Here is a 23,450-nt window from a genome sequence, read left to right as displayed (position 1 = left end):
CCGCCGCCGGCGCCAGCGTGCCCTCGGCAAGCTCACCCCGGTCGAGTTCGAACTCGCCTTCACCACTCAGGCCGCTATCGCGGCATGATCAGTCCCAAGAACCGTCAACCGAAGCTGCAGCAGTCCCCTGCGCCGCAGTCGCGGGTCCGACGCCGGACCACTCCGGATGGTCTGGGGCCGGCACTAGGTGGACCGGGTTGTCGCTGGTGACGAGCGCCTTGTGCTTGAAGCGAACGACCGACCAGCCTCGATCGTGGAACATGTGAGCCGTACCGGGCCACAGCGTCATCAAGAGGTTGAGATGACCGTTCGGGTGCGGCTTGATGGTGTACCCATCGAAGTCGTTGAGCCGCTCCCACTCCCGGTCGATCTCGGCCGAGGAGGGCTCTCGGCCCAGAGCCTCGCGGAGTCCGCGAGCCGTCTTCGTCTTCCCTCCGACACCTATCGCGAGCTTGAACATCATGTCGGCAACCTCGTTGCTGGATTGCCGGTTGGCCGTTGTGCGAAGGGCTTGGCTCGCGGCCCACCCCGCCAGGTCCCAGCGCACCTGGTCAGGTATCGGCCACACGCCCTCGTCAACGAGTGCTCGGACGGCCGCCGCTGCTCGCCCCTCACTGTCGGCGAGCAGATCCTCCAGGGCGTCCGATCGGGTGCCGTCCTCCTCCTCGATGAGGTAGAAGTCGCGCTCCACGGTCGCATCTCGAATCGAGATGAGATGACGCTTGTCTCCGGGCAGGGCAACCCTGGCCAACTGGCTTCGGTCGTTGGCGAACCGAGCCAGGTGGAACTTCGGCACAGTGTGATGCCGCCGCTTGAGCTTGTCCGCCACTGGCGCAGGTTACGAGTCGGGGGCGACGAATCTGGCCCGGTTAAGCAACACGCCCGACCATCGCCTCGCCACGTCCGTTGCTGAGGTCAAGAGCCGCTGGTCAGAACTCGGGGAAAAGTTCTCCCGGGCGGACCCCGAGTGCCCGGGCGATCGCCGACGCTCGGACGACACCGACGTCCCGCTGGCCGCGCTCGATGTGGCTTATCGCAATCCGGTCCATCCCGGCTCGCTCAGCGAGGTCGGCTTGCGTCAGTCCGGCCTTCTCCCGCAGCTCTCGGACCCGGGCGCCAAAGTGTGCGAGTTGCTCTTCACGCGCCGCAGTGGGCGTCGATTCCAGCTCGTCGGACAGCGTCCTCACGCCCCGACCGGCATGCGCGGACCTGACGCGGAGAGCATGTTCGACTGCCGATTTTCCGAGAGTCGACGGCGTCGAGGCACGGTGAGCTGCGGAGTCCGAAAACGGCACACCGACTGACGCTCCATACGTCCATCTTCGCAGGTCAGAGGCGACATCGGGGCCGTTATCCGATCAGTGCGAAGAGCGTGAACCTCTCAGGGTGGCCAGGGGCGGGGTCGAACCGCCGACCTCTCGCTTTTCAGGCGAGCGCTCGTACCGACTGAGCTACCTGGCCCCAGCGCCGGGACCAGTCGATACTGGTGCCGGGTGGCGACCCTGACGGGACTCGAACCCGCGACCTCCGCCGTGACAGGGCGGCGCGCTAACCAACTGCGCTACAGGGCCTTGCTGTGTGGTGCGTGTTGCTGGTGTTCGTGCTGCGTGCCCCCAACGGGGTTCGAACCCGTGCTACCGCCTTGAAAGGGCGGCGTCCTGGACCGCTAGACGATGGGGGCTCGTGGTCGCTGGAGGCAGGGAGAACCATACATGGCCTCCGGGGGTGTTCTGCACCGGGTACCCCGGGCGGCGTGCCGAGGCGCGCGGACGGCCGCTGCGGACGGGGCGTGGCGACCGCGTCCGCGCCGTCCGCCGTGCCAGCATCGCGCCGTGCAGACCCGCCACCCGCTCCGCCTCACCTGCGGCGTCCCCCTGGTCCTGGCCGCCGTCCTCCTGGCCGGCTGCGCCGATCAGCCCGCCACCGGTGAGGCCTCCTCCACCGGCAGCGCCGCCAGCAGCTCCCCGGCCGGGGACGACGCGGCGGCCACCTCCGCTGCCGCGGAGCCGGCGGCGGAGACCAGCGCCTTCCCGGCCGACGCCGCAGCGGACAGCGCCGAGCCGGTGGACCCGGCCGGGCTGACCGTGACCGAGGTGCGCGCCGGCCGGCACGAGGGCTTCGACCGGGTGGTGTTCGAGCTCAGCGGCACCGGCACGCCGGGGTGGCAGGTCGAGTACGTCGACACCCCGTCGTCCCAGGGCAGCGGGGACGCGGTGGAGGTGCCCGGCGCTGCGGCGCTGCAGGTGGTGCTGCAGGGCACCAGCTACCCGTACGAGACCGGCGCCGAGGAGGTCGCCGCCGGGGAGGTCGCGGTCGCGGCCACCCAGGACGTCGCCGGCGTGGTCTACGACGCCACCTACGAGGGCACCTCGGTGGCCTGGATCGGGACGCCCGACCGCCGGCCGTTCCGGGTGTACGCGCTCACCGGGCCCTCCCGGGTGGTCGTCGAGGTCGCCGACGCCGGCTGAGCCTCAGCTGACCGAGGCGCTGAGCTCCACCGAGTCGGTGGTGACGGAGGTGCAGGTCAGCGACAGCGGGCCGAGGGAGACGCTGTCGCCCTCGCCGCAGGAGACGCTGGTGTCCCCCACCGACAGGCTCGCCTGGCCGTTCTCGACGCTCCCGAGGGTCACCTCGGTGCCGAGGATGGTCGCCGTGGCGCCGTCGCCGCTCAGCGTGGCGGTGCACTCGCCGTCGGAGCAGGAGACGTTGCCCGAGCTGAAGCTGCAGGCGGTCAGCGGGAGCAGGACGAGGGCCGCGGCCACGGCGCCGGAGGCCAGCCGCGTGCGTCGGTGCAGGGTCGCCATGGCCGCAGCGTAGGGCGGGAGGACCCCCCGGTGCGGGACCCGAGGGGTCAGTCCCGCGGGCCGGCGGAGAAGACCCAGCTGCGCAGGGCCACGAACCGCACCAGGCCGATCGCACCGGTGACCGCGGCGATCAGCGCCAGCTGCGGCACCGTGCCGACGTCGCCGATCAGCGCGTGCACGCCGGCCAGCGCCAGCGAGGTGGCGACCAGCCCGATCCCGGCGAGGCCGCCGCCCTCCCACTGCGCGGTGAACCAGGAGACCTGGCCGCCCGCGTGGAAGGTGAGCCGCCGGTGCAGCTCGTTGGCCAGGAGGGTCGAGGCGATGGCGCCGGCCAGGTTCGCCGCCTGGTCACCGGCGACCTGCAGGGCGATGAAGACCAGCGCGTACAGGGCGCTGGAGACCACGCCCACCACGACGTAGCGGGCGAACTGGGCGCCCGCGTCGTCCTGGCGCAGCCGCTCGCGCAGGAGGGCGACCAGCTGCCCGGCCTCCAGGGCCTGCGGTCGTCCCTCGCGCACGCCGCCCACGGGGCTGCGGCGGATCAGGGACGGGCAGGTCACGGTCTCTCCTCGGGTGGGTGCGCACGCCATGGTGACGTGTGCTGCCCATGCTCTGGCACGAAGCCGGTGAGGCGCATGTGAATTCCCGGTGCGTCCCGGACACAGTCCGTGACGTCCCTCACGGAGAGTGTTCACGGGCGACTCACAGGCACCGGTCAGGAGGATCCCCGGTTCAGGGGACAGGGTCGGCACATGAGCGCACCCGGTCCCCGTCGCCCCTGGCTCTACGACCCGTCGGCAGGTGACCTCCTCGTCCGCGCGCACCGGCCGCCGTCGGCCGGGGCGGCCGCGGACGTGGTCTCCGACGCGGTCTGGCGGGACGTGCTGCGGCTGGTCCGCTGGGCGACGGCGACGCTGGACTGCCCGCCGGAGCTGGTGACCGGGACCGCGTGGCGGACGGCGGCCACCTCGGCCGCCCTGCTGCGCCGGCTGCCCGGGCTGTGCGTCGCGGCCGGTCTGGCCTGGCCCGGCGTGCCGGCCGGGGCGGTGGACGCCGACGACTCCGCCCGGGCCCGGCTGCGGGCGGCGACCCACCGGCTGGCCGCGCTCCTGGGCTCGCCGGACGCCGAGCTGGGCGATCCGGCGCTGCTCGCGGCGGTCGTCGCCGACGTCGACGCCGTCGGTGCCGCGGCGATCGCGCTGCTGGCCGAGGAGGCCGACTGGACGGTGCGGCGATGACCGGGCGAGGCCGCTCGCCGGCCCTGGACGTCGCCCTGGTCGCCAGCCTGCTGCTGGTCGGGCTGGTGACCCTCACCCCGACCGGCGCCGGTGGCTGGGCGTGGGGCGCCCCGGCCACCGAACTGCACTGGTACGCCGCCGGCTCCGCGACGGCCGTCGCCCAGCTGGTCGGCAACCTGGTGCTGCTGGTGCCGACGGCGGTGCTCGCGGTGCTCCGCTGGCCCGCGCTCCGCCGGCCGCTGACCCTGGTGCCCGCGGCCGCCGCGGCCGGGGTGGCGATCGAGGTGCTGCAGTGGGCGCTGCCGCTGGGCCGGGTGGTCTCCCCGGTGGACGCCCTGCTCAACGGGGCCGGCGCCCTGGCGGCGGGCTGCCTGGTCGCCGGCGCACTGGCGCTGCACTCGGCGGGTTCCGGCCGCCCGCCACGGGTATGGGCCGGTGCATGAGCCTGTTCGGTGTGCTGGACCGCCTGTCCGAGGTGTCGTCGTTCGACAAGTCGCTGGAGACCGCCCGGACGGCGGTGAACAAGGCGCTGCAGCCGCAGGCGTTCCGCGACCTGCTGCACGGCACCTGGCTGGGCCACCCGCTGCACCCGATCCTGGCGATGGTCCCGGTGGGCACCTGGCTGTCGGCGGGGATCCTCGACCTGCTGCCCCCGGCCCGCCCGGCCGCCACCGCGCTGATCGGCACCGGTGTGGCCGCCAGCGTGCCCGCCGCGATGGCCGGCGCGGCCGACTGGTCCGAGCAGGACGACGCCGTCCGCCGGCTGGGCGCGCTGCACGCCGCGGCCAACGTCGCCGCGCTGGGCCTCTACGTCGGTTCGCTGGTGGCCCGCGGCAAGGGCAACGGGACGCTGGGCCGGGTGCTGGCCTACAGCGGGCTGGGGCTGGCCAGCGGTTCGGCGGCGATCGGTGGGCACATGTCCTATGCGCAGTCCTCCGGCGCCAACCACTCGGTGGTCGACGCCCGGCAACTGACCACCGACTGGATCGACCTCGGCCCGCTCGACGACCTGCCCGACGGGCGCCCCACGCTGCGCACCGGTGAGGGGCAGGGCGCGCCCGTGCCGCTGGCCGTCGTCCGGCGGGGTGCCCGGGTCGACGCGTTCGTCGGTGCCTGCGCGCACGTCGGCGGGCCGCTGGCCGAGGGCACGGTCGAGCAGGTGCGCGGCAGCGACTGCATCGTGTGCCCGTGGCACGGGTCGGCGTTCGACCTGGAGAACGGCGAACCGCGGCGCGGCCCGACGGCGTCGGCGCAGGAGAAGCTCGAGGTGAAGTACGAGGGCGGCCGGGTGTTCGGCAAGCTCCCGGATCGGCACGTGTCCAAGTGAGCTGACGCGCGGACGGTGCCTGCCCGGGGTGGGCACCGTCCGCGCGAGCTGGGTTGACCCGGGCGCTGGGCGGGCAGAGAGCCGCCGTGTTCCTCTTCTTCACCAGCCGGCTCGGCTGCCTGGGCTCCCTGCTGGTCAGCCTCGTGCTCACCGCGCTGCTCTTCCTGCTGCTCACCCTGCTCTGAGCGGTGCGCCGACCGAGCCGTCGCCCCTCCGGCCCCGTCAGGACGAGGGGTCGGCGACGGTGACGACCACCTTGCCGCGGGCGTGGCCGTCGACGAGGTGGCGGATGCCGGCGGCGACCTGGTCGAGCGGGAAGGCCCGGTCGACGACGGGGGTGAGCGCGGATGCCTCGATCAGCTCGCGGAGCGCATCGAGGTCCTGGGCGTTCTCCGAGGAGACGAAGGTGCCCAGCGTCTGACCGACGAACGGGGAGAGCAGGTGCGCGCGCAGCTGGCGGCCCATGCCGCCGAGCCACCGACCGCCCGTCTCGCCGCCGATGATGACCAACCTGCCGCGGGGGGTGAGGACCCGGCGCAGCCGGCCGATCGGTCGGTTGCCGCCGGTGTCGAGGACGACGTCGTACCGCTGGTCCCCGGCGAGGGCGTCCTCGCGGGTGTGGTCGATGACGTGCTGGGCCCCGAGGGAACGGACGACGTCGGCCTTCGGACCGCTGCAGACCCCGGTGACCTCCGCCCCGAGGTGCGCGGCGAGCTGGACGGCGAAGGTGCCGACGCCGCCGGACGCACCCAGGACCAGGACCCGCTGTCCCGCCTGCACCTGCGCCCGGTCGCGGACGGCCTGCAGGGCGGTGAGCCCGGAGACCGGCACGGCAGCGGCCTGCTCGAAGGACAGGCCGGCGGGCTTCCGGGCGAGCTTGCCGGGCCGGGCCAGGGCGTACTCGGCGAAGGTGCTGCGGCCGATGCCGTACACCTGGTCGCCCGGCTGGAGGTCCGTCACGTCCGCGCCCACGGAGGCGACGACCCCGCTCAGGTTCAGCCCCGGGTTGGTGTCCTTCGGGCGGCGGAGCCCGGCGACGGCGCGGACCGGGTAGGGCAGGCCCGCCATCAGGTGCCAGGTGCCGCGGTCGATGCTCGCGGCGTGCACGCGCACCAGCACCTCGTCGGCGCCGATCGCCGGCCGGTCGACCTCCGCGACCCGGAGCGCGGACTCCGGGGCGGCGTCGTACCGGTCCTGGACGACCGCCGTCATCCGGTCCGCGGCCACGGGTGTGGGGACAGGGGGCCGGGCGGCTGCCTCGTGGTCGGTGGTCATCGCAGGCCTTCCGTTCGTCGGGTTCCTTACGATGTAAGGCTGTACCTTACGACGTAAGTCCGTCAAGGGGAGAGGAGCGCCCATGAGCCCGTCCGATGCCGCGCGTGCACCGCTCAACCGGGAGCTCGTCCTGCGCGCGGCCATGACGCTGGCCGGCGAGAGCGGCATCGAGTCGCTGAGCATGCGGAAGCTGGGCCAGTCGCTGGGGGTCGAGGCGATGTCGCTCTACCACCACGTGGCGAACAAGGACGACCTGCTGGACGGGATGGTCGACGCGGTGTTCGCCGAGGTCGACCTGCCGGCCGCCGGGGTCGGGTGGAAGACGGCGATGCGGCGACGGGCACTGTCGATGCGCGAGGTCCTGTCCCGGCACGGCTGGGCGGTCGGTCTGATGGACTCCCGGACGACGCCCGGGCCGGCGACCCTGCGGCACCACGACGCGGTGCTCGGCTGCCTGCGTGCCGGCGGGTTCTCCGTGGCCTTGACCGCGCACGCCTTCTCGGCCATGGACAGCTACGTCTACGGCTTCGTCCTCCAGGAGCGGGCGCTCCCCTTCGACACCGCGGAGCAGACCGCCGAGGTGGCGCAGGCGATGCTGGCCCAGTTCCCGGCCGGGGCGTACCCGCACCTGGTCGAGCTGGCGACCGTGCACGTGCTGCAGCCCGGCTACGACTACGGCGACGAGTTCGAGTTCGGCCTCGACCTGGTGCTGGACGGGCTGGAGCGGGCGGCGGCTCGGGAGTCCTGACGGTCGGCACGGTCGGGGGCGCGGCCACCCCCGGCGGTAACCTCGTCCCGGGCCGCGGGGCCGCCGAGGTCCACGCCGTCTCGTGGGTCGCTCGACGAAGCCCCCGCACCCGCCGGGCCTCTAGCTCAACTGGCAGAGCAGCGGACTTTTAATCCGCGGGTTGTGGGTTCGATCCCCACGGGGCCCACCCAGGAGCGGCCGTCAGGCCCCGGCGTCCGCTCGCGACGCCCGCGCCAGTCGTTCGACGAGGTCGTCCGGGATCGGTCTGCGCGGTGAGAAGGTGACGCCGGTCTTGGTCGCCTTCAGGCCGGCGGCCGCGATCTCCTCCGTGTGTCCGGAGATGGCGCCGGCGAGGACGTACAGCCCGCACTGCTTGCTGAACGCGGCGTAGCTCGCCACGACCGAGCCGTTGATGCTGAACCCCGGCATGTCGTAGGCCACGATCTCCTCCGCGTCCGGCAGGGCGCCGGCCAGGATCGTGCGCACCCGTCTCAGCGAGGGCTGGAAGGGCTCGGGCGCCGCGGCGATGTAGGCGTCGTGGTCGGGCGTCGTCCTCATGGCCGTGTCCCCCTGCTGGGTGTTCCGAGGTCCGTTCTCACCCCTGCTCCGCGACCGAGCCGCGAGGCGCCGGCTGAGAGCTTCCCCTTCTGACGCCCCGACGAGGTTCATCGGCGGAGCGTAGGGGCGGCAGGGGAGTCGCTGGCAAGAGCACGTCCTCCCGGCCACGGGGCCATCTGGTGACGCGGGACGGCCGGGCCGTGCCGCGCCCGTGGGTCAGGTCGCCGTCGGCGGCAGTCCGTCCGGCGACTCCGGCCGCCGGACGGTGTAGCGGAGCAGGACGACGCCGTTGCCGAACGGCCGGGTCTCCACCAGCTCCAGGTCGATCGGCTCGGTGCCGGGTTCGAACAGCCGGCGGCCGCGGCCGACGACGACGGGGTTGACGTAGAGCCGGTACTCGTCGACCAGGTCGTGCCGGCGGAACGTCTCGACCAGGTCCACGCCGCCGAGGGTCATGTCCCCGCCGGGCTGCTGCTTCAGCGCGCGGATCTCGTCAGGGTCCACCTCGGATCGCAGCACCGCGTTCGGGCCGACCTCCTGCAGCGTCCGGGAGAAGACGATCTTCGGCACCGCCCGCCAGATGCCGGCGAACTCGCGCATGGTCGGCGGGTTGTCCGGGTCCTGGTCGGCGGTCGGCCAGACCGCCTCCATCAGCTCGTAGCTCACCCGCCCCTCCAGGAAGGCGCTCATGGTCGCGAGGTGGGCGTTGAAGTGGGCGTGCAGCTCCTCGTCGACCTGGTGCCAGCTCAGGTCGTGGTCCGGCCCCTCGAAGCAGCCGTCCAGCGACAGCATCATCTGCACGACGACCTTGCGCATGCGTCCTCCTGGTGTGTGAACGGGTTCGACGTCCTGACCGTCCGGTGTCGGGGATCTCATCGGTCGTCGGCCACGACTGCCCCGTGCGTCACTCGCGCGACATGCCGCGTCCGGCCGGGTCACCCTCGACGATCGCGCTCGACACGGGCAAAAGCCCAGGTCGCGCCGGTGGGCATGTCGACAAGGAGGCCGCCCGGAGGCCGGTCATCGACCTGTGGAGTGCTCCGCGCAACGATTCGGTGACGGGGCCGCCGGAGGCGCGTCGGAGCGGGCCGATCGGATCGGTCCGGGCCCTACCTTTCTGCTCGTCCGCGGCACTTCCCCGGCCGCGACGAACAGCACCGAGGAGCCCGCGTGACCACCGCACTCGAACTGGCACCCCGTCCGTCGTCCCCTGTCGAGGAGGAGCTGAGCCTGGCCGACCTGCTCGACCTCTTCGGCGCGGAGGAGACCGCGCCCGCGTCGGAGCGGCCCTCGCTCCGGGCGTCGACTGCGCGACTGCGCGACTGGACCCAGCAGACCTCGCGCCGGGCGGCCCGGTGGGGCGCCGTGACGGGTACGGCCCAGTGATGCTGTTCTGGCCGACGGTCTCCGTCGTGGGCTTCGTGCTGCTGGCCGCGGTGGTCGTCGCGCTGGCGCAGAGCTCGACCGCGCGCTACGAGTTCGAGCGCAACCAGGTGCAGGGACAGCGTCGGCAGGCCGCCGTCCCCGCCGCGGTCGGTGCGGTCGCGGTGGCGGCTCCGGCCGCCGCCGGCATTCCGGCACCCGTCGGCGGTGGGGCGGTCGCCGAGCGGAGCGCGCCGGTCGGCGTGGCCAACCACCCGGCCGGCACCCGGGTCGTCGAGTCGGGGACGCCCGCCTGGTGGCTGGTCGACGAGACCGAGGACGACGGGCCCGGCCAGCTGGTGGCCGGCCCGTTCCCCGACCGGGTCGACGCCGACTGGGCGGTGCTCGCCACCGGCCTGGCCGCGACCGTGCGCGCGGTGCACGGGGTGCTGCGTCCCGACGGCCGGCTGGTCCGCCGCCAGCTGCCGGCGGAGCGGGCCTGGCTGGCCGACCTGGGCGAGCAGCTGGACCGGCTGCCCGAGGAGTGGGACTCGCCCCTCATCGACGAGGACGAGCTGGTCACGCTGGTGGTCGACGTGGCGGCCGCGCTGGTCGAGTCCGGTCTGCCGCTGCACGACTGCGCCGGTGGGGCGCCGGCCGGCGGCGTCTGCCTCAGCCCGGAGCCGGGCCGGCACGGCATCGTGGTCAGCTGGCACCAGCACGACCGGATGGGCCGGGAGCAGGTGCGCGGCGCCGCGGCGCACGCAGCGGTGCAGCAGGCGATGAACGCCGCGGTCGCCGACTGCCTGCAGGCGCTGGGGTACCCCGTGGAGCCGTTCGGCGCCTCCGGCTGCGTCTTGGTCACCGTGGCGCGGGGCTGAGCCGGCCTCCTGCCGGGGCGGTGATCACGATCTCGTCGTTCGGGTCAACTCCCCGGCCGCTCCGCCGTAGGTGCACGTGCAGGTCACGCCGCACGGACGTGGCGGGTGGCCACTCAGGGAGGGCGGCGTGGGGCTCGGCATCAGCACCAACGTCGCGGCGCTGTCCGCCCACCGCAGCCTGGCTACGTCCGACGGGGCGGTGCGGACGTCGCTGGAACGGCTCTCCTCCGGCTACCGGATCAACCGGGCCGCGGACGACGCGGCCGGACTGGCGATCTCCGAGGGTCTGCGCGCCCAGCTGGGGGGCATGACCCAGGCCGTCCGCAACACCCGCGACGGCATCAGCGTGGTGCAGACGGCGGAGGGCGCACTCGCCGAGTCGACCGCCCTGCTGCAGCGGATGCGCGACCTGGTCGTGCAGGCCGCCAACGACGGCGCGGTCGACGCCGGCGCGAAGGCCCACGTGCAGGCGGAGATCACCCAGCTCAAGGCGGAGCTGACCCGGATCTCGGAGACGACGACGTTCAACGGCACCCGGCTGCTGGACGGCGGCTGGGCCGGGAGGTTCCAGGTCGGTGCCGGCGTCGGCGAGACGATGGACGTCGGCATCGCCGCTGCGATGGGAGCGGTCGGCCTCGGGGTCAACGGGATCGACGTCACCCGGGATGCGTCGTCGGTGCACGGGTCCGCCGCGCGCGGGGTGGGCCAGCCCCTCGGCGGCGGTGTCTCGTTCATCGGGGCGACCGTGTCGCCGGTGGGCGTCGGCCAGCTCACCGGCACCATCACGGTCGGTGGCGTCAGCCTCGACCTGGGCGCCGTCGGCTTCGTGCCCGCGCCCGGCGTCATCGACAACGCCTCGGCGATCGCGCAGCTCAACGCGGCGGCGCTCGACGCCGGCTTCACCTGGTTCCAGGGCTCCGGCACCGACGTGTTCATCGACGACGGCGACGACCTGATCTTCCGGTCACCCACGCCGGCCCTGACCGACACGGCGGCCGACCTCCCCCCGATCACGGCGCAGTTCACCCAGCCGACCCCGGCGCTCGGCCTGCCGGTCTGGACGACCGCGCCGACGGCGGCGCCGCCCCCCGAGGCCGGCGCGCTGCTGTTCACCCGTACGACGCCGGCCGACCTGCTCGCGCTGCGCGGCACGATCACCGTGAACGGGCACACCCTGGACCTCGGCCGGGTGCCCTACAGCGGCGCCGGCAGCCAGGCGCTGGCCGAGCTGAACGCGGCCGCCCAGGCCGCCGGCATCACCACCGACGGCAACGCCTTCACCCTCACCACGGTCGGGTCCGGGTCACCGGACGACGGGCCCGCCGTCCTCTTCACCGGCCCGGTGCCCGACGTGACCGCGACCAGCGCCGAGATCGCTGCGGCCACGCCGGTGTACCGGCCGGGTCCGAGCCTGATCGCCACCGTCGACGCCGCGATCAGCGCGGTGTCGACGCAGCGGGCCGAGCTCGGCGCAGCGCAGAACCGGTTCGAGCACACGCTGGCCCGGCTCGGGGTGTCGATCGAGAACACCGCGGCGGCCGAGTCGCGGATCCGGGACACCGACATGGCGCAGGAGACGGTCGCCCTGACCCGCGCGCAGGTGCTCGTCCAGGCCGGCACCGCCATGCTCGCCCAGGCCAACCAGTCGCCCCGGGGCGTCCTGGCGCTGCTGCAGAGCTGACCCGGCTCACCCGGCGTCGGCCCACGACCGGACGACGGCGACGTCGAGCGGGAAGTCGACCGGGAAGCCGCCGAACAGCAGCCGGCCGGCCTCCGCCGCCGCCTGACGCACCGCCTCGCCGACCTCCTCGGCCAGCCCGGCCGGGGTGTGGACGACGACCTCGTCGTGCAGGAAGAACACCAGGTGCGGCCGGTCGGTCAGCCCGCCGGCGCCGCCCAGGCGCCACAGCCGGTTGCGCAGGTCGGCCAGCCAGCACAGCGCCCACTCCGCGCCGGTGCCCTGGACGACGAAGTTGCGGGTGAACCGGCCCCACGACCGGCGGTGGCGGTCGCGGTCCTCGCGGGACATCGCGCCCTCGGCCGGCTCGACCGCCCGCTCCGCCCAGGCGCCGGTGGGCGGCGGCGAGCCGCGGCCGAGCAGGGTGTGCACCACCTCGCCGCGCTCCCCGGCCCGGGCGGCCTCCTCGACCAACCCGATCGCCCGCGGGTAGCGGCGGGTCAGCCGCGGCATCATCCGCCCGCTCTCGCCCCGGGTGCCGCCGTACATGGCACCGAGCATCCCGACCTTGGCGTCGGCCCGGCTGGCGACCGCGCCGCTGTCGACCATCGCCTGGTAGAGGTCGCTGGCCCGGGCCGCCTCGGCCATCGCGGTGTCCCCGCTCATGCCGGCGAGCACCCGCGGCTCCAGCTGCGCGACGTCGGCGACCACGAACCGCCAGCCGTCGTCGGCGACCGCCGCCGGGCGCACCTGGGCGGGCACCGACAGCGCCCCGCCGCCGGAGGAGGCCCAGCGGCCGGTGACCACGCCGCCGGGCAGGTAGGTGGGGCGGAACCGGCCGCCCTGCACCCAGCTGTCCAGCCACGCCCAGCCGTTGGCGGCCAGCAGCCGGGACAGCTTCTTGTACTCCAGCAGCGGCGGGACGGCGGGGTGGTCGACCTGCTCCAGCGTCCAGGACCGGGTGTCGGGCACCGGCAGCCCGGCGGTCTGCAGCGCCCGGAGCAGCTCGGTGGGGGAGTCGGGGTTGAGCTGCGGCGCCCCGAGTGGCCCGCGGATCGCCGGCAGCAGCCGCTCCAGCCCGGCCGGCCGCTGCCCCCGGGTGGGGCGGGGCCCGAGCAGCGCGGTCAGCAGCTCGTCGTGCACGTCGGCGCGCCAGGGCAGCCCGGCGGAGGTCATCTCCGCGGCGGCCAGCGCGCCGGAGGACTCGGCGGCCAGCAGCAGCCCCAGCCGCCCCCGCTGCGGCGAGCCGGCCAGCGCGGCCTGCTGCCGGGCGTGCTCGGCGACCGGGTCCAGCCGGTCGGCCGGGTCGTCGAGGGCGAACAGCGCCGGGTCGTCGGCGGTCACCGGCTGCAGGGCGTCCCAGGCGTCGTCCGGTGCGAGGGCCTCGACGTGGGGGGAGCGGCGCAGCACCGCCCGGCTCAGCCGCAGGTCGGTGCAGCGCTCGACCCGGACGCCGGCGGCCAGCAGCCCCGGGTACCAGCGGGTCGTGTCGTCCCAGACCCAGCGGGTGCGCCCCGGTTCGCGGTCGCCGACGAAGGCGGCCAGCTGCTCGACCGGCAGCCGGGTCACCCCGGCGACGGCGCCGTCCCCGGCCAGCTCGGTGACCGTCACATCGTCCGGCCCGCGGCGGGCAAGCACCACCCGGTGCACCGGCCCGCCGTCGGCCGGGGGCGGTGCGGCGGTCACCTCCCCAGTGTCGCCGACGGGTCCGACGGGACCGGGCGGTTCAGCTGCCGTACTGGCACACCTGGCAGAGCCCGGCGTCGTCGGGCACGTCCTCCACCAGGATGACCTGCACCGGTGTGCCGCACAGCGCCGGGACGTCGGCGTGCGTCCCCCGCGCCGGTGCCCCGACGGACTCCTCGACCGCGTGCAGCGGTCCGGCCAGCTTCTCGCCCACCGGGTCCTCCGCCGTCCGCCGGGCCCGTCCGATCAGGTTCGCCATGCCCCCACTCTGCCCGCCGGGTGCATGGGAGGTGACGGTCCGGGGCAGGCAGGGTGGGTCCCAGCCCCGGACGCCGCACCGCCGCACGACCAGGAGCCCCCGATGCCCCGCTCGATCGCCGACCAGACCGTCGAGGAGCTCGGCGGCCCGAGCAGCGTCCTCGTCCGCCAGCGCCGGGACCACGAGGAGCTCGACCGGCTGCTGCACGAGCTCGACGGCACCACCGGCACCGAGCAGGAACGGGTGCTGCGCCGGATCGACCGGCTGGTGTTCAGCCACGCCTTCGCCGAGGAGACCGTGCTCTGGCCGGTGATCCGCCGGGTGCTCCCCGACGGTGAGGCGCTGACGCTGCAGGTCGAGGAGGAGCACCAGGAGGTCAACGAGCTGGTCAGCCGGCTGGAGACCACCCCGCACGACGACCCGCGCCGCGCGACGCTGCTGGCCCGGCTGGTGGAGGTGCTGCGCGAGGACGTCCGGGACGAGGAGGACGTGATGTTCCCCCGGCTGCAGGAGGCGCTGGACGCCAAGGCGCTGCGCCGGCTGGGCCTGCAGTGGGAGGTCGCCCGCCGGGTCTCGCCGACCAGGCCGCACCCGACGGTGTCCCGCCGTCCGCCGGGCAACGCCGTCTCCGGGCTGCCGCTGTCCGTGCTCGACCGCTCCCGCGACCTGGTCGACGCCGGCGTGCAGCGCGCGCCCGAGCGGTTCGCCCCGGTCGGCGCGGCGGTGAGCCGCGGTCTGGCCGGCGTCGCCGGCTGGGTGGAGCGGGTGCCGCTGGCCCGCCGGGGCGACGACGACCGGCCGACCAGCCGCTGAGGAGCCGAGCCGGACGTGGTCTGATCCCTGGGAGTGCCGGCACCGTCGCCGGCCCCGACGGCAGGGAGCGGCATGTCCGACAGCACCTCCGGTGAGGTCCAGCTCGAGGTCGACGGCGGGGTCGCCGTCGTCACCCTGAACGCCCCGCAGCGGCGCAACGCGCTCACCCCCGCGATGGCCACCGAGCTGATCGCCACCTTCGACGAGGTCGACGCCCGGGACGACGTGGGCGCCCTGGTGGTGAGAGCGGTCGGGAAGTCGTTCTGCGCCGGCGGGGACGTGCAGACCCTCACCGACGCCGGCCGCGACCCGGCCGCCCCGGACGCCTACGCCGGCATGGGGGCCATCTACGACTCCTTCTACCGGCTGGGCCAGGTGCGGGTGCCCACCATCGCCGCCGTCCGCGGTTCGGCGGTGGGCGCCGGGATGAACATGCTGCTCGCCGCGGACCTGCGGATCGTCGCCCGGGACGCCCGGCTGATCTGCGGGTTCCTCAAGCGCGGCATCCACCCCGGGGGCGGGCACTTCGTGCTGCTCTCCCGGCTGGTGGGCCGCGAGGCGGCCGCGGCCATGGCGCTGTTCGGCGAGGAGGTCGACGGCGAGACCGCGGTGCGGCTCGGCCTGGCCTGGGAGACCCACGACGACGACGCCGTCGAGGAGCGCGCCCGTGAGCTGGCCGCCCGGGTGGCCCGCGACCCGGCGCTCGCCCGGCTGGCGGTCGGCAACTTCCGCAAGGAGACCGGCCCGCCCGGGGTCAGCTGGGAGATCGCCACCCAGTTCGAGCGCCCCGCGCAGATGTGGTCCATGCGGCGGCCGACCGACTGACCCCGGACGCACGATGCCCCCGGTCCGGGTGGACCGGGGGCCGTCGTGCGTGGTGTGTCGTGCGTGGCGCTCGGCGCGTCGAGCAGGTGGTCAGGTGGTCTGCTGCGGCTTCGGGTCGCTGCGCGCGTCCAGCTGGATCTCCTTGTCCGCGCGCGGGACGCCGTCCTTGAGCTCCTTGGTGCGCTCCACCTCGGCGTCCAGCTCGATGCCGAACAACAGCGCCAGGTTGATCAGCCAGAACCAGATCAGGAAGATCACCACGCCGGCCAGCGCGCCGTAGGTGGCGTTGTAGCTGCTGAAGTTCGCCACGTAGAACGCGAAGGCGGCCGAGGCGACGACGGCCACCAGGATGGCCACCGCGGCGCCGGGGCTGACGAACTTGAAGCCGCGGAGCTTGGCGTTGGGCGTCGTGTAGTAGAGGACGGCGATCATCAGCGCGAGCAGCACCAGGATCACCGGCCACTTGGCCCAGCTCCAGATGGTCAGCACGGTGTCACCCAGCCCGATGGCCTGCCCGATCGCGTCGACCACCGGGCCGCTGAGCACCAGCATCGCCAGGATCAGCGCGGCGAACAGGATGCCGACCAGCGTGATCAGCAGCTGCAGCGGCTTGAGCTTCCAGATCTTGCGGCCCTCGGGCGTCTCGTAGACGACGTTGGCCGCGCGGGTGAAGGCGCCCACGTAGCCCGACGCCGTCCAGATGGCACCGGCGAGACCGATCACCAGGCCGAAGCCGGCCGCGGTGGAGCTGCCGGCGACCTGCTCGATCACCGGGTTGAGCGTCTCGGCCGCGTCCGCCGGGACGACCTCGGTGAGCGCGGTGGTGAGCTCCTCCGGGTCGGTGACCAGGCCGACGATGGACGCCAGGGCGGTGAGCGCCGGGAAGAGCGCCAGCACGCCGTAGTAGGTCAGCGAGGCGGCCCAGTCGGTCAGCCCGTCCTCGCTGAACTCCTTGACCGTCCGCTTGAGCGTGCCGCCGGTGGTCGGCTTCGGGTCGGCGCCGGTGGGTGCGTAGTCGGCCCGCTCGTGGGTGATGTTGTCGTCGCCGGGGGCGATGTCCCGCTCGCCGCGGCCGGTGCCTGGCCCACGGTCGTCGGTGGTGGTGTCGTGGCCCTCGTGTGGGGGGCGTGCGCTTGCTCCGGCCATCGGGGCCTCCGGGGGGTCGAACGCGGGCTGGTCGGTGCGATGGGTGCCCCGGCAGGACCGGTCGCACGCCTCGTGCCGGCCGATTCCGGCCCCGGGCGGTCTCGTGCCCCGCTGGACGGCGGTTCTCCGGGCGGGAGGGCGCATCGCGCGGCGTGTCGGCGCCGCGTCGTGGGAGCAACGTCACACGATCGTGACCGGACGATCGCGTACCGGAGGGTTCGGAACTGGTGGAGGCGGGCAGTGGGGTTGCGGACCTGAGCCGCCGGGAGCGTTCCGGCGGGGCCCCGAGAGAACGTGGAGTGACTGATGGTGTTGTGGCCGGCGTTGAGCCTGATCGGTTTCCTGGTGCTGACCGCCCTGGTGATCGCGATGGGCACGCAGTCCACGGCGCGGTACGAGGCGGAGAAGCGGGCCGCATCGGCCCCGCGCGCCCGCCACGCCGCCCCGGAGCCCGCCGCTCGACAGACCGCTCCGGCCACCGCGGCCGCCTGAGCGACCCGGCGCCCGGCGGCGCCGCACCCGCCACATCTTCGCGACCCACCATGGCGGCCCTCCAGCTGGAGGGCCGCCATCGCTGTTCCCAGGTCGGGTCAGCAGGCTGGGCGACGTCCCTCGGCCCGGTGCGCGAGCGGGCCGGTCAGTACCAGTCGCCCTGCATCTGGAGCACCGTGGTGTCCAGCGAGGCCAGCAGTGCCAGCTGCGGCCCCACCTTCGGCAGCTCCCAGCGCTGGAAGTACCGCGCCGCCTGCCGCTTGCCGGTGTAGAAGTCGCCGTCCCGGCCCTCGGTGGCCAGTGTCTGCTCCAGCCACAGCCAGCCGACCACCACGTGCCCGGCGGCCTCCAGGTAGACGCTGGCGTTGGCCAGCGCCACCTGCGGGTCGCCCTGGCCCCACAGCGTCGCGGTCACCGCGCCCAGCTGCTGCATCAGCCCGTCGAGCTGCTCGCCGAGGTCGGCCCACTCCGTGCCCGCAGCCCGCGCCGTCGTGGCGGCGATCGCCTCGCCCAGCAGCGCCAGCCCGGCCCCGCCGTTCATGATCACCTTGCGGCCGAGCAGGTCCAGCGCCTGCACCCCGTGCGTGCCCTCGTGGATCGGGTTGAGCCGGTTGTCCCGGTAGAACTGCTCGACCGGGTAGTCGCGGGTGTAGCCGTAGCCGCCGTGCACCTGGATCGCCAGGTCGTCGGCGGCCAGGCACCACTGCGAGGGCCAGCTCTTCGCGATCGGGGTGAGCACCTCCAGCAGCAGGTGCGCCCGGGCACGCTCCTCCTCGGTCTCCGCCGTCCGCTCCTCGTCGACCAGCCGGGCGCAGTACAGGCCCAGCGCCAGCCCGCCCTCCACGTAGGACTTGCCGGCCAGCAGCATCCGGCGCACGTCGGGGTGCTCGATGATCGGCACCGGCGGCTGGTGCGGGTCCTTGCCGGCCAGCGGGCGGCCCTGGGTGCGGGTGCGGGCGTAGTCCAGGGCGTGCAGGTACCCGGTGTAGCCCAGCGCCGTCGCGCCCATCCCGACGCCGATCCGCGCCTCGTTCATCATGTGGAACATGTAGGTCAGGCCCCGGTGCAGCTCGCCGACGAGGAAGCCGACCGCGCCGGGCCGCCCGCCGGGGGTGTGCACGCCCTCGCCGAAGTTGAGGAGGGTGTTTGTCGTCCCGCGGTAGCCCATCTTGTGGTTCAGCCCGGCGAGGACGACGTCGTTGCGCTCGCCGAGGCCCCCGTCGTCCCGCACCAGGAACTTGGGCACGATGAACAGCGAGATGCCCTTCACCCCGGCCGGGCCCCCGGGCACCTTGGCCAGCACCAGGTGGACGATGTTCTCGGTCAGCTCGTGGTCGCCGGCCGAGATCCACATCTTGTTGCCGGTCAGCCGGTAGCTGCCGTCGTCCTGCGGCTCGGCGCGGGTGGTGATGTCGGCCAGCGACGAGCCCGCCTGCGGCTCCGAGAGCGCCATCGTGCCGAACCAGCGGCCCTCGGCCATCGGCGGCACGTAGGTCTGCACCTGCTCGGGCGTGCCGTGGGCGACCAGCAGGTTCGCGTTCGCCATGGTCAGGAACGGATAGGCCGAGGTGCCGATGTTCGCCGCCTGGAACCAGGCGTGCACCGCCTGGTTCACCACCGCCGGCAGCTGCAGCCCGCCCAGCTCCTCGGGCAGCGCCGCGGCGGTCATCCCGGCCTCGGCGAAGACTCGCAGTGCGGCCGCGACCTGCGGGATCAGCACCACCTTGCCGTCGACGACGTGCGGCTCGTTCTCGTCGGCCTCGCGGTTGTGCGGCGCGAAGTGCTCGGTGGCGATCTCGGCGGCCAGCTCGAGCACCGCGTCGAAGGTCTCCCGCGAGTGCTCGGCGTACCGCTCGCGCTTGGTCAGCGTCTCGACCTGAAGCCACTCGTGCAGCAGGAACTCGAGGTCACGGGGGGACAGGACGAGCGACGAGCGCACGGGGGACTCCTGGGACGACGGCGGTGTCGGGGTGGGCGACCGGCGCCCACCCCCTGAGGTTAGGCGCCACCGCGGCCGCACCGGTCGGGCTCGGTGACCAGCCCCGCGCCGCTCACGTGCAGCGCATCGCACTGGCGCGGGTTGGCCCCCCGGCACCGCCGGGTAGGAGCGCCCCATGCCCCTACCGAAGATCGTCGCCCGCGCCGCCGGGCTGGCCAGCGAGGCCGGCGGCACCGCCCTCAAGCAGCTGCAGCACGTTCGGGTCCCCGGCGTCGGGCAGACGTCGGTGACCGACGACCCGCGCACGGCCGCCCGCCGGTGGCGCGCGGTCACCGTGCTCACCGACCCCGACCAGCTGCGAGCGGCGACACCGGCCCCGCTGGCCGCGTTCGGCGACCGGCTGGAGGTGCGGGTGAGCCCGGCTCCCGGCGACCGCGGCGCCGAGCTGGCCGCCCGGTTCCGCGGCCCGGTCAGCGAGGAGGAGATCGGCGAGCTGCGCTCGGCGCTGCGCGAGGCCAAGCAGCTGGTCGAGGTGGGCGAGGTGCTGCGCAACGAACCGCAGCCGCACGGCCACCGCAGGCAGACCCCGCAGGGCAAGGCCCTGGACGGGATGGACGAGCAGGCACCGAAGGAGGGCGTCCTGTGAAGGCCGCGACCTGGACCGGCGTGAACGAGGTCTCCGTCGAGGAGGTGCCCGAGCCGAAGCTGCTCAACGACCACGACGTGATCCTGAAGATCACCCAGTCGGTCACCTGCGGCTCCGACCTGCACCTGCTCGGCGGCTACATCCCGTTCATGCGCGCCGGTGACGTGCTCGGGCACGAGTTCATCGGCGAGGTCGTCGAGGCGGGGCCCGCGGTGCGCGACCGCAAGGTCGGCGACCGGGTCGTCGTCGCGCCGTTCGCCGCCTGCGGCAACTGCTGGTACTGCAAGCAGGAGCAGTACTCCCTCTGCGACAACGGCAACGCCAACCCCGGCATCACCGAGGGGCTGTGGGGCCAGAGCCCCGGCGGCTGCTTCGGGTACTCCCACGCGATGGGCGGGTACGCCGGCAGCCACGCCGAGTACATGCGGGTGCCCTACGCCGACGTCGGCACCTTCGTCGTCCCCGAGGGCGTGTCCGACACCCGCGCGCTGTTCGCCTCCGACGCCGCCTCCACCGGCTGGATGGGTGCCGACCTCGCCGGCACGAAGCCCGGCGACGTCGTCGCGGTCTGGGGCGCCGGCGGGGTGGGGCAGATGGCCGCCCGCGCGGCGATGCTGCTCGGCGCCGAGCAGGTCGTCGTCCTGGACCGGGTGCCCGAGCGGCTGGCCCAGGTGCGCGAGCACGTCGGCGCCGAGGCGGTCGACTACACGACCACCGACGTGCTCGCCGAGCTGCGCGAGCGCACCGGCGGCCGCGGGCCCGACGTCTGCATCGAGGCCGTCGGCATGGAGGCGCACGGTACCGGCGTGGCGGGCATCTACGACCAGGTCAAGCAGCAGCTGCGGCTGCAGACCGACCGGCCCACCGCGCTGCGCGAGGCCGTCCTGGCCTGCCGCAAGGGCGGGTCGGTGTTCAGCCTCGGCGTCTTCGCCGCGATGGTGGACAAGTTCCCGATGGGTGCGCTGATGAACAAGGGCCTGACCTTCCGCGGGGCCCAGGTGCACGCCCAGCGCTACATCCCCGAGCTGCTGGAGCGGATGGCCCGCGACGAGCTGGTCACCGAGCACCTGGCCACCCACGTGCTGCCGCTGCGCGAGGCGCCCCGGGGCTACCAGATGTTCAAGGACAAGGCCGACGGCTGCGTGCGCGCCGTCTTCACCCCCGGCGCCTGACCCGCGCCGACACGCAGGACGGCCCCTCCCCGCGATCGCGGAGAGGGGCCGTCCTGCGTGTCGGGGTCAGCTGCGGCGGACGTCGTCCGGCAGGTGGTCGGCGGGCACGCTGGCCAGCCCGGTCGGCTGGTCAGGGGTGGTGGCCTCGTGCCGGCCGCCCTCCGGCCGGTCCACGTCACCGGCCGCCTCGTGCCGGCCGTGCGGGAAATCGGCGGCGGCCTGCTGCGCCGGGACGGAGCCGACGGCCTGCTGTGCCGGGGCGGCGCGGTCGGTCTGCTGCGCCGGGACGGCGTCGTCGGCCTGCTCGGCGGTCCGGTCGACGTCGTCCACCGGAGGCTCCACCGAGGTCGGCGCGGCGGCACCGGCCGCGTGGGCCGCGGCGGTGGCCGGGTCGTCGGCGGCGGGGTCGACGGGCGCGCCCTCACCGGCCTGCTGGGCCTGGATCCCGGACTGGGTGCGCAGCGCCAGCTGGGGCAGGAAGAGCAGGACGAAGAAGCCGACGGCCACCACGGCGGCGGCGATCAGGAAGACCAGGTCGATCGAGTCGGAGAAGCCCGTCTTGAACGGCAGGGCCACCGCGCTGGGCAGCTGCTGGATGAAGGAGGTGTCCGACAGGTCGCTCGCGTTCCCGGCCGCGCCCTGCAGCTGCGGGGCCAGCTCCGGGTTCGCCGCGGCAGCGTCGGAGACGGCGTTCCCGATGTCGGTGGGCAGCCGGGTGAACAGCACGGACAGGAAGACCGCCGTCCCGAGGGTGCCGCCCATCTGGCGGAAGAACGTCACCGACGAGGTGGCGACACCGATCTCCCGCGGGCTGACCGCGTTCTGCACGGCCAGGATCACCGGCTGGAAGTTGAAGCCCAGGCCCAGGCCCATCAGCAGCATGAACGGGAACATCGCCCAGATCGAGGTCTCCGCGCCGACGATGAACGACAGCGACACCAGCGCGGTGACGATGAAGACCACGCCGACCAGCGGGAACGGCTTGTAGACGCTGGTCCGGGCGATGACCTGGCCGGCGATGACCGAGCCGAGCATGATGCCGAGCACCAGCGGGATCATCTGCAGCCCGGCGACCGTGGGGCTGGAGCCGTGCACGATCTGCAGGTACTGGGGCAGCAGCAGGATGCCGCCGAACATGCCGGCGCCCAGCACGATGCTGGACAGGCTGCTCACCGCGAAGGTGCGGTTGGCGAACATCCGCAGCGGCAGCAGGGCGTCGTCCCGGTAGGCCCGCTCGGCGAGCACGAACAGCACGAAGCCGACCGCGGCGATGGCGTAGCAGACCAGGGCCCCGGTGCTGCCCCAGCCCCAGGTGCGGCCCTGCTCGGCGACGATCAGCAGCGGCACGAGGAAGGCGATGAGCGCCAGGGCGCCGGGGACGTCGATCCGGTGCTCGCGCTTGGTGTGCGGCAGGTGCAGCACCTTGAAGACGACGGCGAACGCCAGGATGCCCAGCGGCACGTTGACGTAGAAGATCCAGCGCCAGCCGGTGATGCCCACGATCGAGGACTGGCCGGCCAGGAACCCGCCGATGACCGGGCCCAGCACGCTGGAGGTGCCGAACACGGCCATGAAGTAGCCCTGGTACTTCGAGCGCTCCCGCGGCGGGACGATGTCGGCGATGATCGCCAGCGCCAGGGACATCAGGCCACCGGCACCGATGCCCTGGATCGCCCGGTAGACCGCCAGCTGGTACATCGAGTCGGCCAGGCCGCACAGCGCCGAGCCGATGACGAAGACGGCGATGGCGAACAGGTAGAACGGCCGGCGGCCGTACATGTCGCTCAGCTTGCCGTACAGCGGCGTGGTGATCGTCGAGGTGATCAGGAAGGCGGTGGTCGCCCAGGCCTGCAGGTCGTAGCCGTTCAGGTCGTCGGCGATGGTGCGGATCGCCGTGGAGACCACGGTCTGGTCCAGCGCGGCGAGGAACATGCCGAGCAGGAGGCCGCCGAGGATCGTCATGATCTGGCGGTGGGTGAACACCCCGGAGGCGTCGGGCGCTGCCGCGGCGGCCCGGGCGGTCCGGCGGTCGACAGCCGTCGCGCGGTCGCTGGTCTGGGTCATCGGTCCTTCTCGGAGTCGTTCGCGGCGCCGCCGGCGGCGGCACCGAGGTGGGTGGTGAGGTCCTGCACGAAGCGGTGCAGCTGCGCGGTGAACGAGGCCAGCTCTGCGGGTGACCAGTCGGCGGTGACGGTCGCCAGGTGGCCGTTGCGCTCCTCGCGCAGCGCTTCGAGGGCCTGTTCGCCGGCGGGGGTGACGACCAGGTTGCTGGCGCGGCCGTCCTGGGAGTCGGCGACCCGGCGGACCAGCCCCCGGTCGACCAGCAGGGTGACGTGCCGGCTGACCGTCGAGGGGTCGGCGTGGACGAGCTCGGCCAGTGCGCTCTGGCGCAGTGGCCCGAGCCGGGTGAGCGGGAAGAGCAGCACGTGGGCGGCGCGCTCGCGGGCCTCGGGCGCGGGGCCGCGGGCCTTGAACGCGTGCATGACCCGCATGAGCCGGGCGAGCTCGTCGCCCAGCGCGGCACCGGCAGCCGGTGCGGCGAGGTCGGTCATGGGGAGGCTCCGGGCGTCGGCGGGAGGCGCCGCGCTGCGCCGGAGGAAC

Annotated in this window: 26 protein-coding genes and 4 tRNA genes; 14 read left to right on the top strand and 16 right to left on the bottom strand. The window is 74.0% G+C overall.

All coding sequences use genetic code 11. The features are described from left to right. Positions 1-88 precede the first annotated feature (88 nt). The 5 genes from ACJTNH_RS10740 to ACJTNH_RS10720 all read right to left on the bottom strand — a co-directional run bounded on the left by ACJTNH_RS10740 (position 89) and on the right by ACJTNH_RS10720 (position 1,681). Positions 89-829, bottom strand: a complete 741-nt coding sequence (locus ACJTNH_RS10740) for a DUF4238 domain-containing protein (RefSeq protein ID WP_458175412.1) — start codon at positions 827-829, stop codon at positions 89-91. A 100-nt stretch (positions 830-929) separates the two neighbouring features. After that, entirely contained in the window at positions 930-1,187 is a 258-nt protein-coding gene (locus ACJTNH_RS10735) for a helix-turn-helix transcriptional regulator (protein WP_458175410.1), read from the bottom strand. A 200-nt stretch (positions 1,188-1,387) separates the two neighbouring features. Then, positions 1,388-1,461 (bottom strand) — tRNA-Phe (locus ACJTNH_RS10730). Positions 1,462-1,494: 33 nt separating this feature from the next. Then, positions 1,495-1,571, bottom strand: a tRNA-Asp gene (locus ACJTNH_RS10725). A 37-nt stretch (positions 1,572-1,608) separates the two neighbouring features. Then, positions 1,609-1,681 (bottom strand) — tRNA-Glu (locus ACJTNH_RS10720). Between the two features lie 151 nt (positions 1,682-1,832). Between ACJTNH_RS10720 and ACJTNH_RS10715 the strand changes: the two genes are divergently transcribed. Then, the gene (locus ACJTNH_RS10715) at positions 1,833-2,468 is read left to right on the top strand and encodes an AMIN-like domain-containing (lipo)protein (RefSeq protein WP_458175408.1); all 636 of its coding nucleotides are present in this window, start codon (positions 1,833-1,835) and stop codon (positions 2,466-2,468) included. A gap of 3 nt (positions 2,469-2,471) precedes the next feature. Here ACJTNH_RS10715 and ACJTNH_RS10710 read toward each other — a convergent pair whose 3' ends face one another. After that, positions 2,472-2,804, bottom strand: coding sequence for a hypothetical protein (locus ACJTNH_RS10710; protein WP_458175406.1), 333 nt, complete (start codon positions 2,802-2,804; stop codon positions 2,472-2,474). 47 nt (positions 2,805-2,851) lie between these two features. Continuing rightward, complete coding sequence (locus ACJTNH_RS10705) at positions 2,852-3,364, bottom strand: GtrA family protein (RefSeq protein ID WP_458175404.1); 513 nt, start codon at positions 3,362-3,364, stop codon at positions 2,852-2,854. A 192-nt stretch (positions 3,365-3,556) separates the two neighbouring features. Between ACJTNH_RS10705 and ACJTNH_RS10700 the strand changes: the two genes are divergently transcribed. Genes ACJTNH_RS10700 through ACJTNH_RS10690 form a run of 3 tightly spaced genes read left to right on the top strand, consistent with a single transcriptional unit; the run spans position 3,557 to position 5,369 of the window. Beyond that, positions 3,557-4,042 carry a hypothetical protein gene (locus ACJTNH_RS10700; protein ID WP_458175402.1) on the top strand — a complete coding sequence of 162 codons (486 nt, stop codon included), beginning with the start codon at positions 3,557-3,559 and terminating at the stop codon, positions 4,040-4,042. Then, the gene (locus ACJTNH_RS10695) at positions 4,039-4,485 is read left to right on the top strand and encodes a VanZ family protein (RefSeq protein WP_458175400.1); all 447 of its coding nucleotides are present in this window, start codon (positions 4,039-4,041) and stop codon (positions 4,483-4,485) included. Before ACJTNH_RS10700 ends, ACJTNH_RS10695 begins: the two co-directional genes overlap by 4 nt. Further along, the gene (locus ACJTNH_RS10690; protein WP_458175398.1) at positions 4,482-5,369 is read left to right on the top strand and encodes a Rieske 2Fe-2S domain-containing protein; all 888 of its coding nucleotides are present in this window, start codon (positions 4,482-4,484) and stop codon (positions 5,367-5,369) included. Before ACJTNH_RS10695 ends, ACJTNH_RS10690 begins: the two co-directional genes overlap by 4 nt. A 222-nt stretch (positions 5,370-5,591) precedes the next feature. On the opposite strand, the gene ACJTNH_RS10685 is transcribed toward ACJTNH_RS10690, so the two are convergent. Next, positions 5,592-6,644, bottom strand: a complete 1,053-nt coding sequence (locus tag ACJTNH_RS10685; protein WP_458175396.1) for an NAD(P)-dependent alcohol dehydrogenase — start codon at positions 6,642-6,644, stop codon at positions 5,592-5,594. 82 nt (positions 6,645-6,726) lie between these two features. Between ACJTNH_RS10685 and ACJTNH_RS10680 the strand changes: the two genes are divergently transcribed. Continuing rightward, a complete protein-coding gene (locus ACJTNH_RS10680; RefSeq protein ID WP_458175394.1) occupies positions 6,727-7,392 on the top strand; it encodes a TetR/AcrR family transcriptional regulator C-terminal domain-containing protein in 666 nt (221 codons plus the stop codon). 114 nt (positions 7,393-7,506) lie between these two features. Beyond that, a tRNA-Lys gene (locus ACJTNH_RS10675) sits at positions 7,507-7,579 on the top strand. A 14-nt stretch (positions 7,580-7,593) separates the two neighbouring features. On the opposite strand, the gene ACJTNH_RS10670 is transcribed toward ACJTNH_RS10675, so the two are convergent. Beyond that, positions 7,594-7,950, bottom strand: a complete 357-nt coding sequence (locus tag ACJTNH_RS10670) for an iron chaperone (RefSeq protein ID WP_458175392.1) — start codon at positions 7,948-7,950, stop codon at positions 7,594-7,596. A gap of 216 nt (positions 7,951-8,166) precedes the next feature. After that, positions 8,167-8,766 carry a dihydrofolate reductase family protein gene (locus ACJTNH_RS10665; protein WP_458175390.1) on the bottom strand — a complete coding sequence of 200 codons (600 nt, stop codon included), beginning with the start codon at positions 8,764-8,766 and terminating at the stop codon, positions 8,167-8,169. Between the two features lie 354 nt (positions 8,767-9,120). Here ACJTNH_RS10665 and ACJTNH_RS10660 point away from each other — a divergent pair, with 354 nt between their 5' ends. From ACJTNH_RS10660 to ACJTNH_RS10650, 3 genes are all read left to right on the top strand, one after another. Further along, positions 9,121-9,336, top strand: a complete 216-nt coding sequence (locus ACJTNH_RS10660; protein ID WP_458175388.1) for a hypothetical protein — start codon at positions 9,121-9,123, stop codon at positions 9,334-9,336. Further along, positions 9,336-10,193: a hypothetical protein gene (locus ACJTNH_RS10655; protein WP_458175386.1), complete on the top strand. Its 858-nt coding sequence runs from the start codon at positions 9,336-9,338 to the stop codon at positions 10,191-10,193. The genes ACJTNH_RS10660 and ACJTNH_RS10655 overlap by 1 nt, the downstream gene beginning before the upstream one ends. 127 nt (positions 10,194-10,320) lie before the next feature. Next, positions 10,321-11,874, top strand: a complete 1,554-nt coding sequence (locus ACJTNH_RS10650; protein ID WP_458175384.1) for a flagellin N-terminal helical domain-containing protein — start codon at positions 10,321-10,323, stop codon at positions 11,872-11,874. Between the two features lie 6 nt (positions 11,875-11,880). Here ACJTNH_RS10650 and ACJTNH_RS10645 read toward each other — a convergent pair whose 3' ends face one another. Together ACJTNH_RS10645 and ACJTNH_RS10640 are read right to left on the bottom strand one after the other, a co-directional pair. Then, positions 11,881-13,557 carry a bifunctional 3'-5' exonuclease/DNA polymerase gene (locus tag ACJTNH_RS10645; protein WP_458175382.1) on the bottom strand — a complete coding sequence of 559 codons (1,677 nt, stop codon included), beginning with the start codon at positions 13,555-13,557 and terminating at the stop codon, positions 11,881-11,883. A gap of 40 nt (positions 13,558-13,597) precedes the next feature. Beyond that, positions 13,598-13,816, bottom strand: a complete 219-nt coding sequence (locus ACJTNH_RS10640) for a hypothetical protein (protein WP_458175380.1) — start codon at positions 13,814-13,816, stop codon at positions 13,598-13,600. Positions 13,817-13,918: 102 nt separating this feature from the next. Between ACJTNH_RS10640 and ACJTNH_RS10635 the strand changes: the two genes are divergently transcribed. Together ACJTNH_RS10635 and ACJTNH_RS10630 are read left to right on the top strand one after the other, a co-directional pair. Continuing rightward, positions 13,919-14,629, top strand: a complete 711-nt coding sequence (locus ACJTNH_RS10635) for a hemerythrin domain-containing protein (protein WP_458175378.1) — start codon at positions 13,919-13,921, stop codon at positions 14,627-14,629. 72 nt (positions 14,630-14,701) lie between these two features. After that, positions 14,702-15,454 carry an enoyl-CoA hydratase/isomerase family protein gene (locus ACJTNH_RS10630; RefSeq protein WP_458175376.1) on the top strand — a complete coding sequence of 251 codons (753 nt, stop codon included), beginning with the start codon at positions 14,702-14,704 and terminating at the stop codon, positions 15,452-15,454. A gap of 90 nt (positions 15,455-15,544) precedes the next feature. Here ACJTNH_RS10630 and ACJTNH_RS10625 read toward each other — a convergent pair whose 3' ends face one another. Further along, positions 15,545-16,600 carry a YihY/virulence factor BrkB family protein gene (locus tag ACJTNH_RS10625; RefSeq protein ID WP_458175374.1) on the bottom strand — a complete coding sequence of 352 codons (1,056 nt, stop codon included), beginning with the start codon at positions 16,598-16,600 and terminating at the stop codon, positions 15,545-15,547. 306 nt (positions 16,601-16,906) lie between these two features. On the opposite strand from ACJTNH_RS10625, the gene ACJTNH_RS10620 reads away from it, so the two are divergent. Further along, positions 16,907-17,092: a hypothetical protein gene (locus tag ACJTNH_RS10620; protein ID WP_458175372.1), complete on the top strand. Its 186-nt coding sequence runs from the start codon at positions 16,907-16,909 to the stop codon at positions 17,090-17,092. A gap of 145 nt (positions 17,093-17,237) precedes the next feature. Here the strand turns inward: ACJTNH_RS10620 and ACJTNH_RS10615 are convergent, their stop codons facing one another. After that, positions 17,238-19,031, bottom strand: coding sequence for an acyl-CoA dehydrogenase (locus ACJTNH_RS10615; protein WP_458175370.1), 1,794 nt, complete (start codon positions 19,029-19,031; stop codon positions 17,238-17,240). A gap of 175 nt (positions 19,032-19,206) precedes the next feature. Here ACJTNH_RS10615 and ACJTNH_RS10610 point away from each other — a divergent pair, with 175 nt between their 5' ends. Next, the gene (locus ACJTNH_RS10610; protein ID WP_458175368.1) at positions 19,207-19,677 is read left to right on the top strand and encodes a hypothetical protein; all 471 of its coding nucleotides are present in this window, start codon (positions 19,207-19,209) and stop codon (positions 19,675-19,677) included. Then, the gene (locus ACJTNH_RS10605) at positions 19,674-20,849 is read left to right on the top strand and encodes a zinc-dependent alcohol dehydrogenase (RefSeq protein ID WP_458175366.1); all 1,176 of its coding nucleotides are present in this window, start codon (positions 19,674-19,676) and stop codon (positions 20,847-20,849) included. Before ACJTNH_RS10610 ends, ACJTNH_RS10605 begins: the two co-directional genes overlap by 4 nt. A gap of 66 nt (positions 20,850-20,915) precedes the next feature. Here ACJTNH_RS10605 and ACJTNH_RS10600 read toward each other — a convergent pair whose 3' ends face one another. Beyond that, a complete protein-coding gene (locus ACJTNH_RS10600) occupies positions 20,916-22,913 on the bottom strand; it encodes an MDR family MFS transporter (RefSeq protein WP_458175364.1) in 1,998 nt (665 codons plus the stop codon). Continuing rightward, positions 22,910-23,401, bottom strand: a complete 492-nt coding sequence (locus tag ACJTNH_RS10595) for a MarR family winged helix-turn-helix transcriptional regulator (protein WP_458175362.1) — start codon at positions 23,399-23,401, stop codon at positions 22,910-22,912. Before ACJTNH_RS10595 ends, ACJTNH_RS10600 begins: the two co-directional genes overlap by 4 nt. Between the last annotated feature and the right edge of the window lie 49 nt (positions 23,402-23,450).

The sequence above is a fragment of the Modestobacter lacusdianchii genome (genome assembly GCF_054177765.1).
The sequence above is the reverse complement of the archived record's forward strand: the minus strand, read 5'-3'. Positions and strand labels throughout refer to the sequence as shown.

Bases quoted from the DNA above. Each gene is read 5' to 3' on its own strand.
- ACJTNH_RS10695 (WP_458175400.1), top strand. From the start codon at position 4,039: ATGACCGGGCGAGGCCGCTCGCCGGCCCTGGACGTCGCCCTGGTCGCC.
- ACJTNH_RS10700 (WP_458175402.1), top strand. From the start codon at position 3,557: ATGAGCGCACCCGGTCCCCGTCGCCCCTGGCTCTACGACCCGTCGGCA.
- ACJTNH_RS10640 (WP_458175380.1), bottom strand. From the start codon at position 13,816: ATGGCGAACCTGATCGGACGGGCCCGGCGGACGGCGGAGGACCCGGTG.
- ACJTNH_RS10610 (WP_458175368.1), top strand. From the start codon at position 19,207: ATGCCCCTACCGAAGATCGTCGCCCGCGCCGCCGGGCTGGCCAGCGAG.
- ACJTNH_RS10595 (WP_458175362.1), bottom strand. From the start codon at position 23,401: ATGACCGACCTCGCCGCACCGGCTGCCGGTGCCGCGCTGGGCGACGAG.
- ACJTNH_RS10690 (WP_458175398.1), top strand. From the start codon at position 4,482: ATGAGCCTGTTCGGTGTGCTGGACCGCCTGTCCGAGGTGTCGTCGTTC.
- ACJTNH_RS10600 (WP_458175364.1), bottom strand. From the start codon at position 22,913: ATGACCCAGACCAGCGACCGCGCGACGGCTGTCGACCGCCGGACCGCC.
- ACJTNH_RS10635 (WP_458175378.1), top strand. From the start codon at position 13,919: ATGCCCCGCTCGATCGCCGACCAGACCGTCGAGGAGCTCGGCGGCCCG.
- ACJTNH_RS10625 (WP_458175374.1), bottom strand. From the start codon at position 16,600: ATGGCCGGAGCAAGCGCACGCCCCCCACACGAGGGCCACGACACCACC.
- ACJTNH_RS10670 (WP_458175392.1), bottom strand. From the start codon at position 7,950: ATGAGGACGACGCCCGACCACGACGCCTACATCGCCGCGGCGCCCGAG.
- ACJTNH_RS10710 (WP_458175406.1), bottom strand. From the start codon at position 2,804: ATGGCGACCCTGCACCGACGCACGCGGCTGGCCTCCGGCGCCGTGGCC.
- ACJTNH_RS10685 (WP_458175396.1), bottom strand. From the start codon at position 6,644: ATGACCACCGACCACGAGGCAGCCGCCCGGCCCCCTGTCCCCACACCC.
- ACJTNH_RS10630 (WP_458175376.1), top strand. From the start codon at position 14,702: ATGTCCGACAGCACCTCCGGTGAGGTCCAGCTCGAGGTCGACGGCGGG.
- ACJTNH_RS10655 (WP_458175386.1), top strand. From the start codon at position 9,336: ATGCTGTTCTGGCCGACGGTCTCCGTCGTGGGCTTCGTGCTGCTGGCC.
- ACJTNH_RS10620 (WP_458175372.1), top strand. From the start codon at position 16,907: ATGGTGTTGTGGCCGGCGTTGAGCCTGATCGGTTTCCTGGTGCTGACC.
- ACJTNH_RS10680 (WP_458175394.1), top strand. From the start codon at position 6,727: ATGAGCCCGTCCGATGCCGCGCGTGCACCGCTCAACCGGGAGCTCGTC.
- ACJTNH_RS10665 (WP_458175390.1), bottom strand. From the start codon at position 8,766: ATGCGCAAGGTCGTCGTGCAGATGATGCTGTCGCTGGACGGCTGCTTC.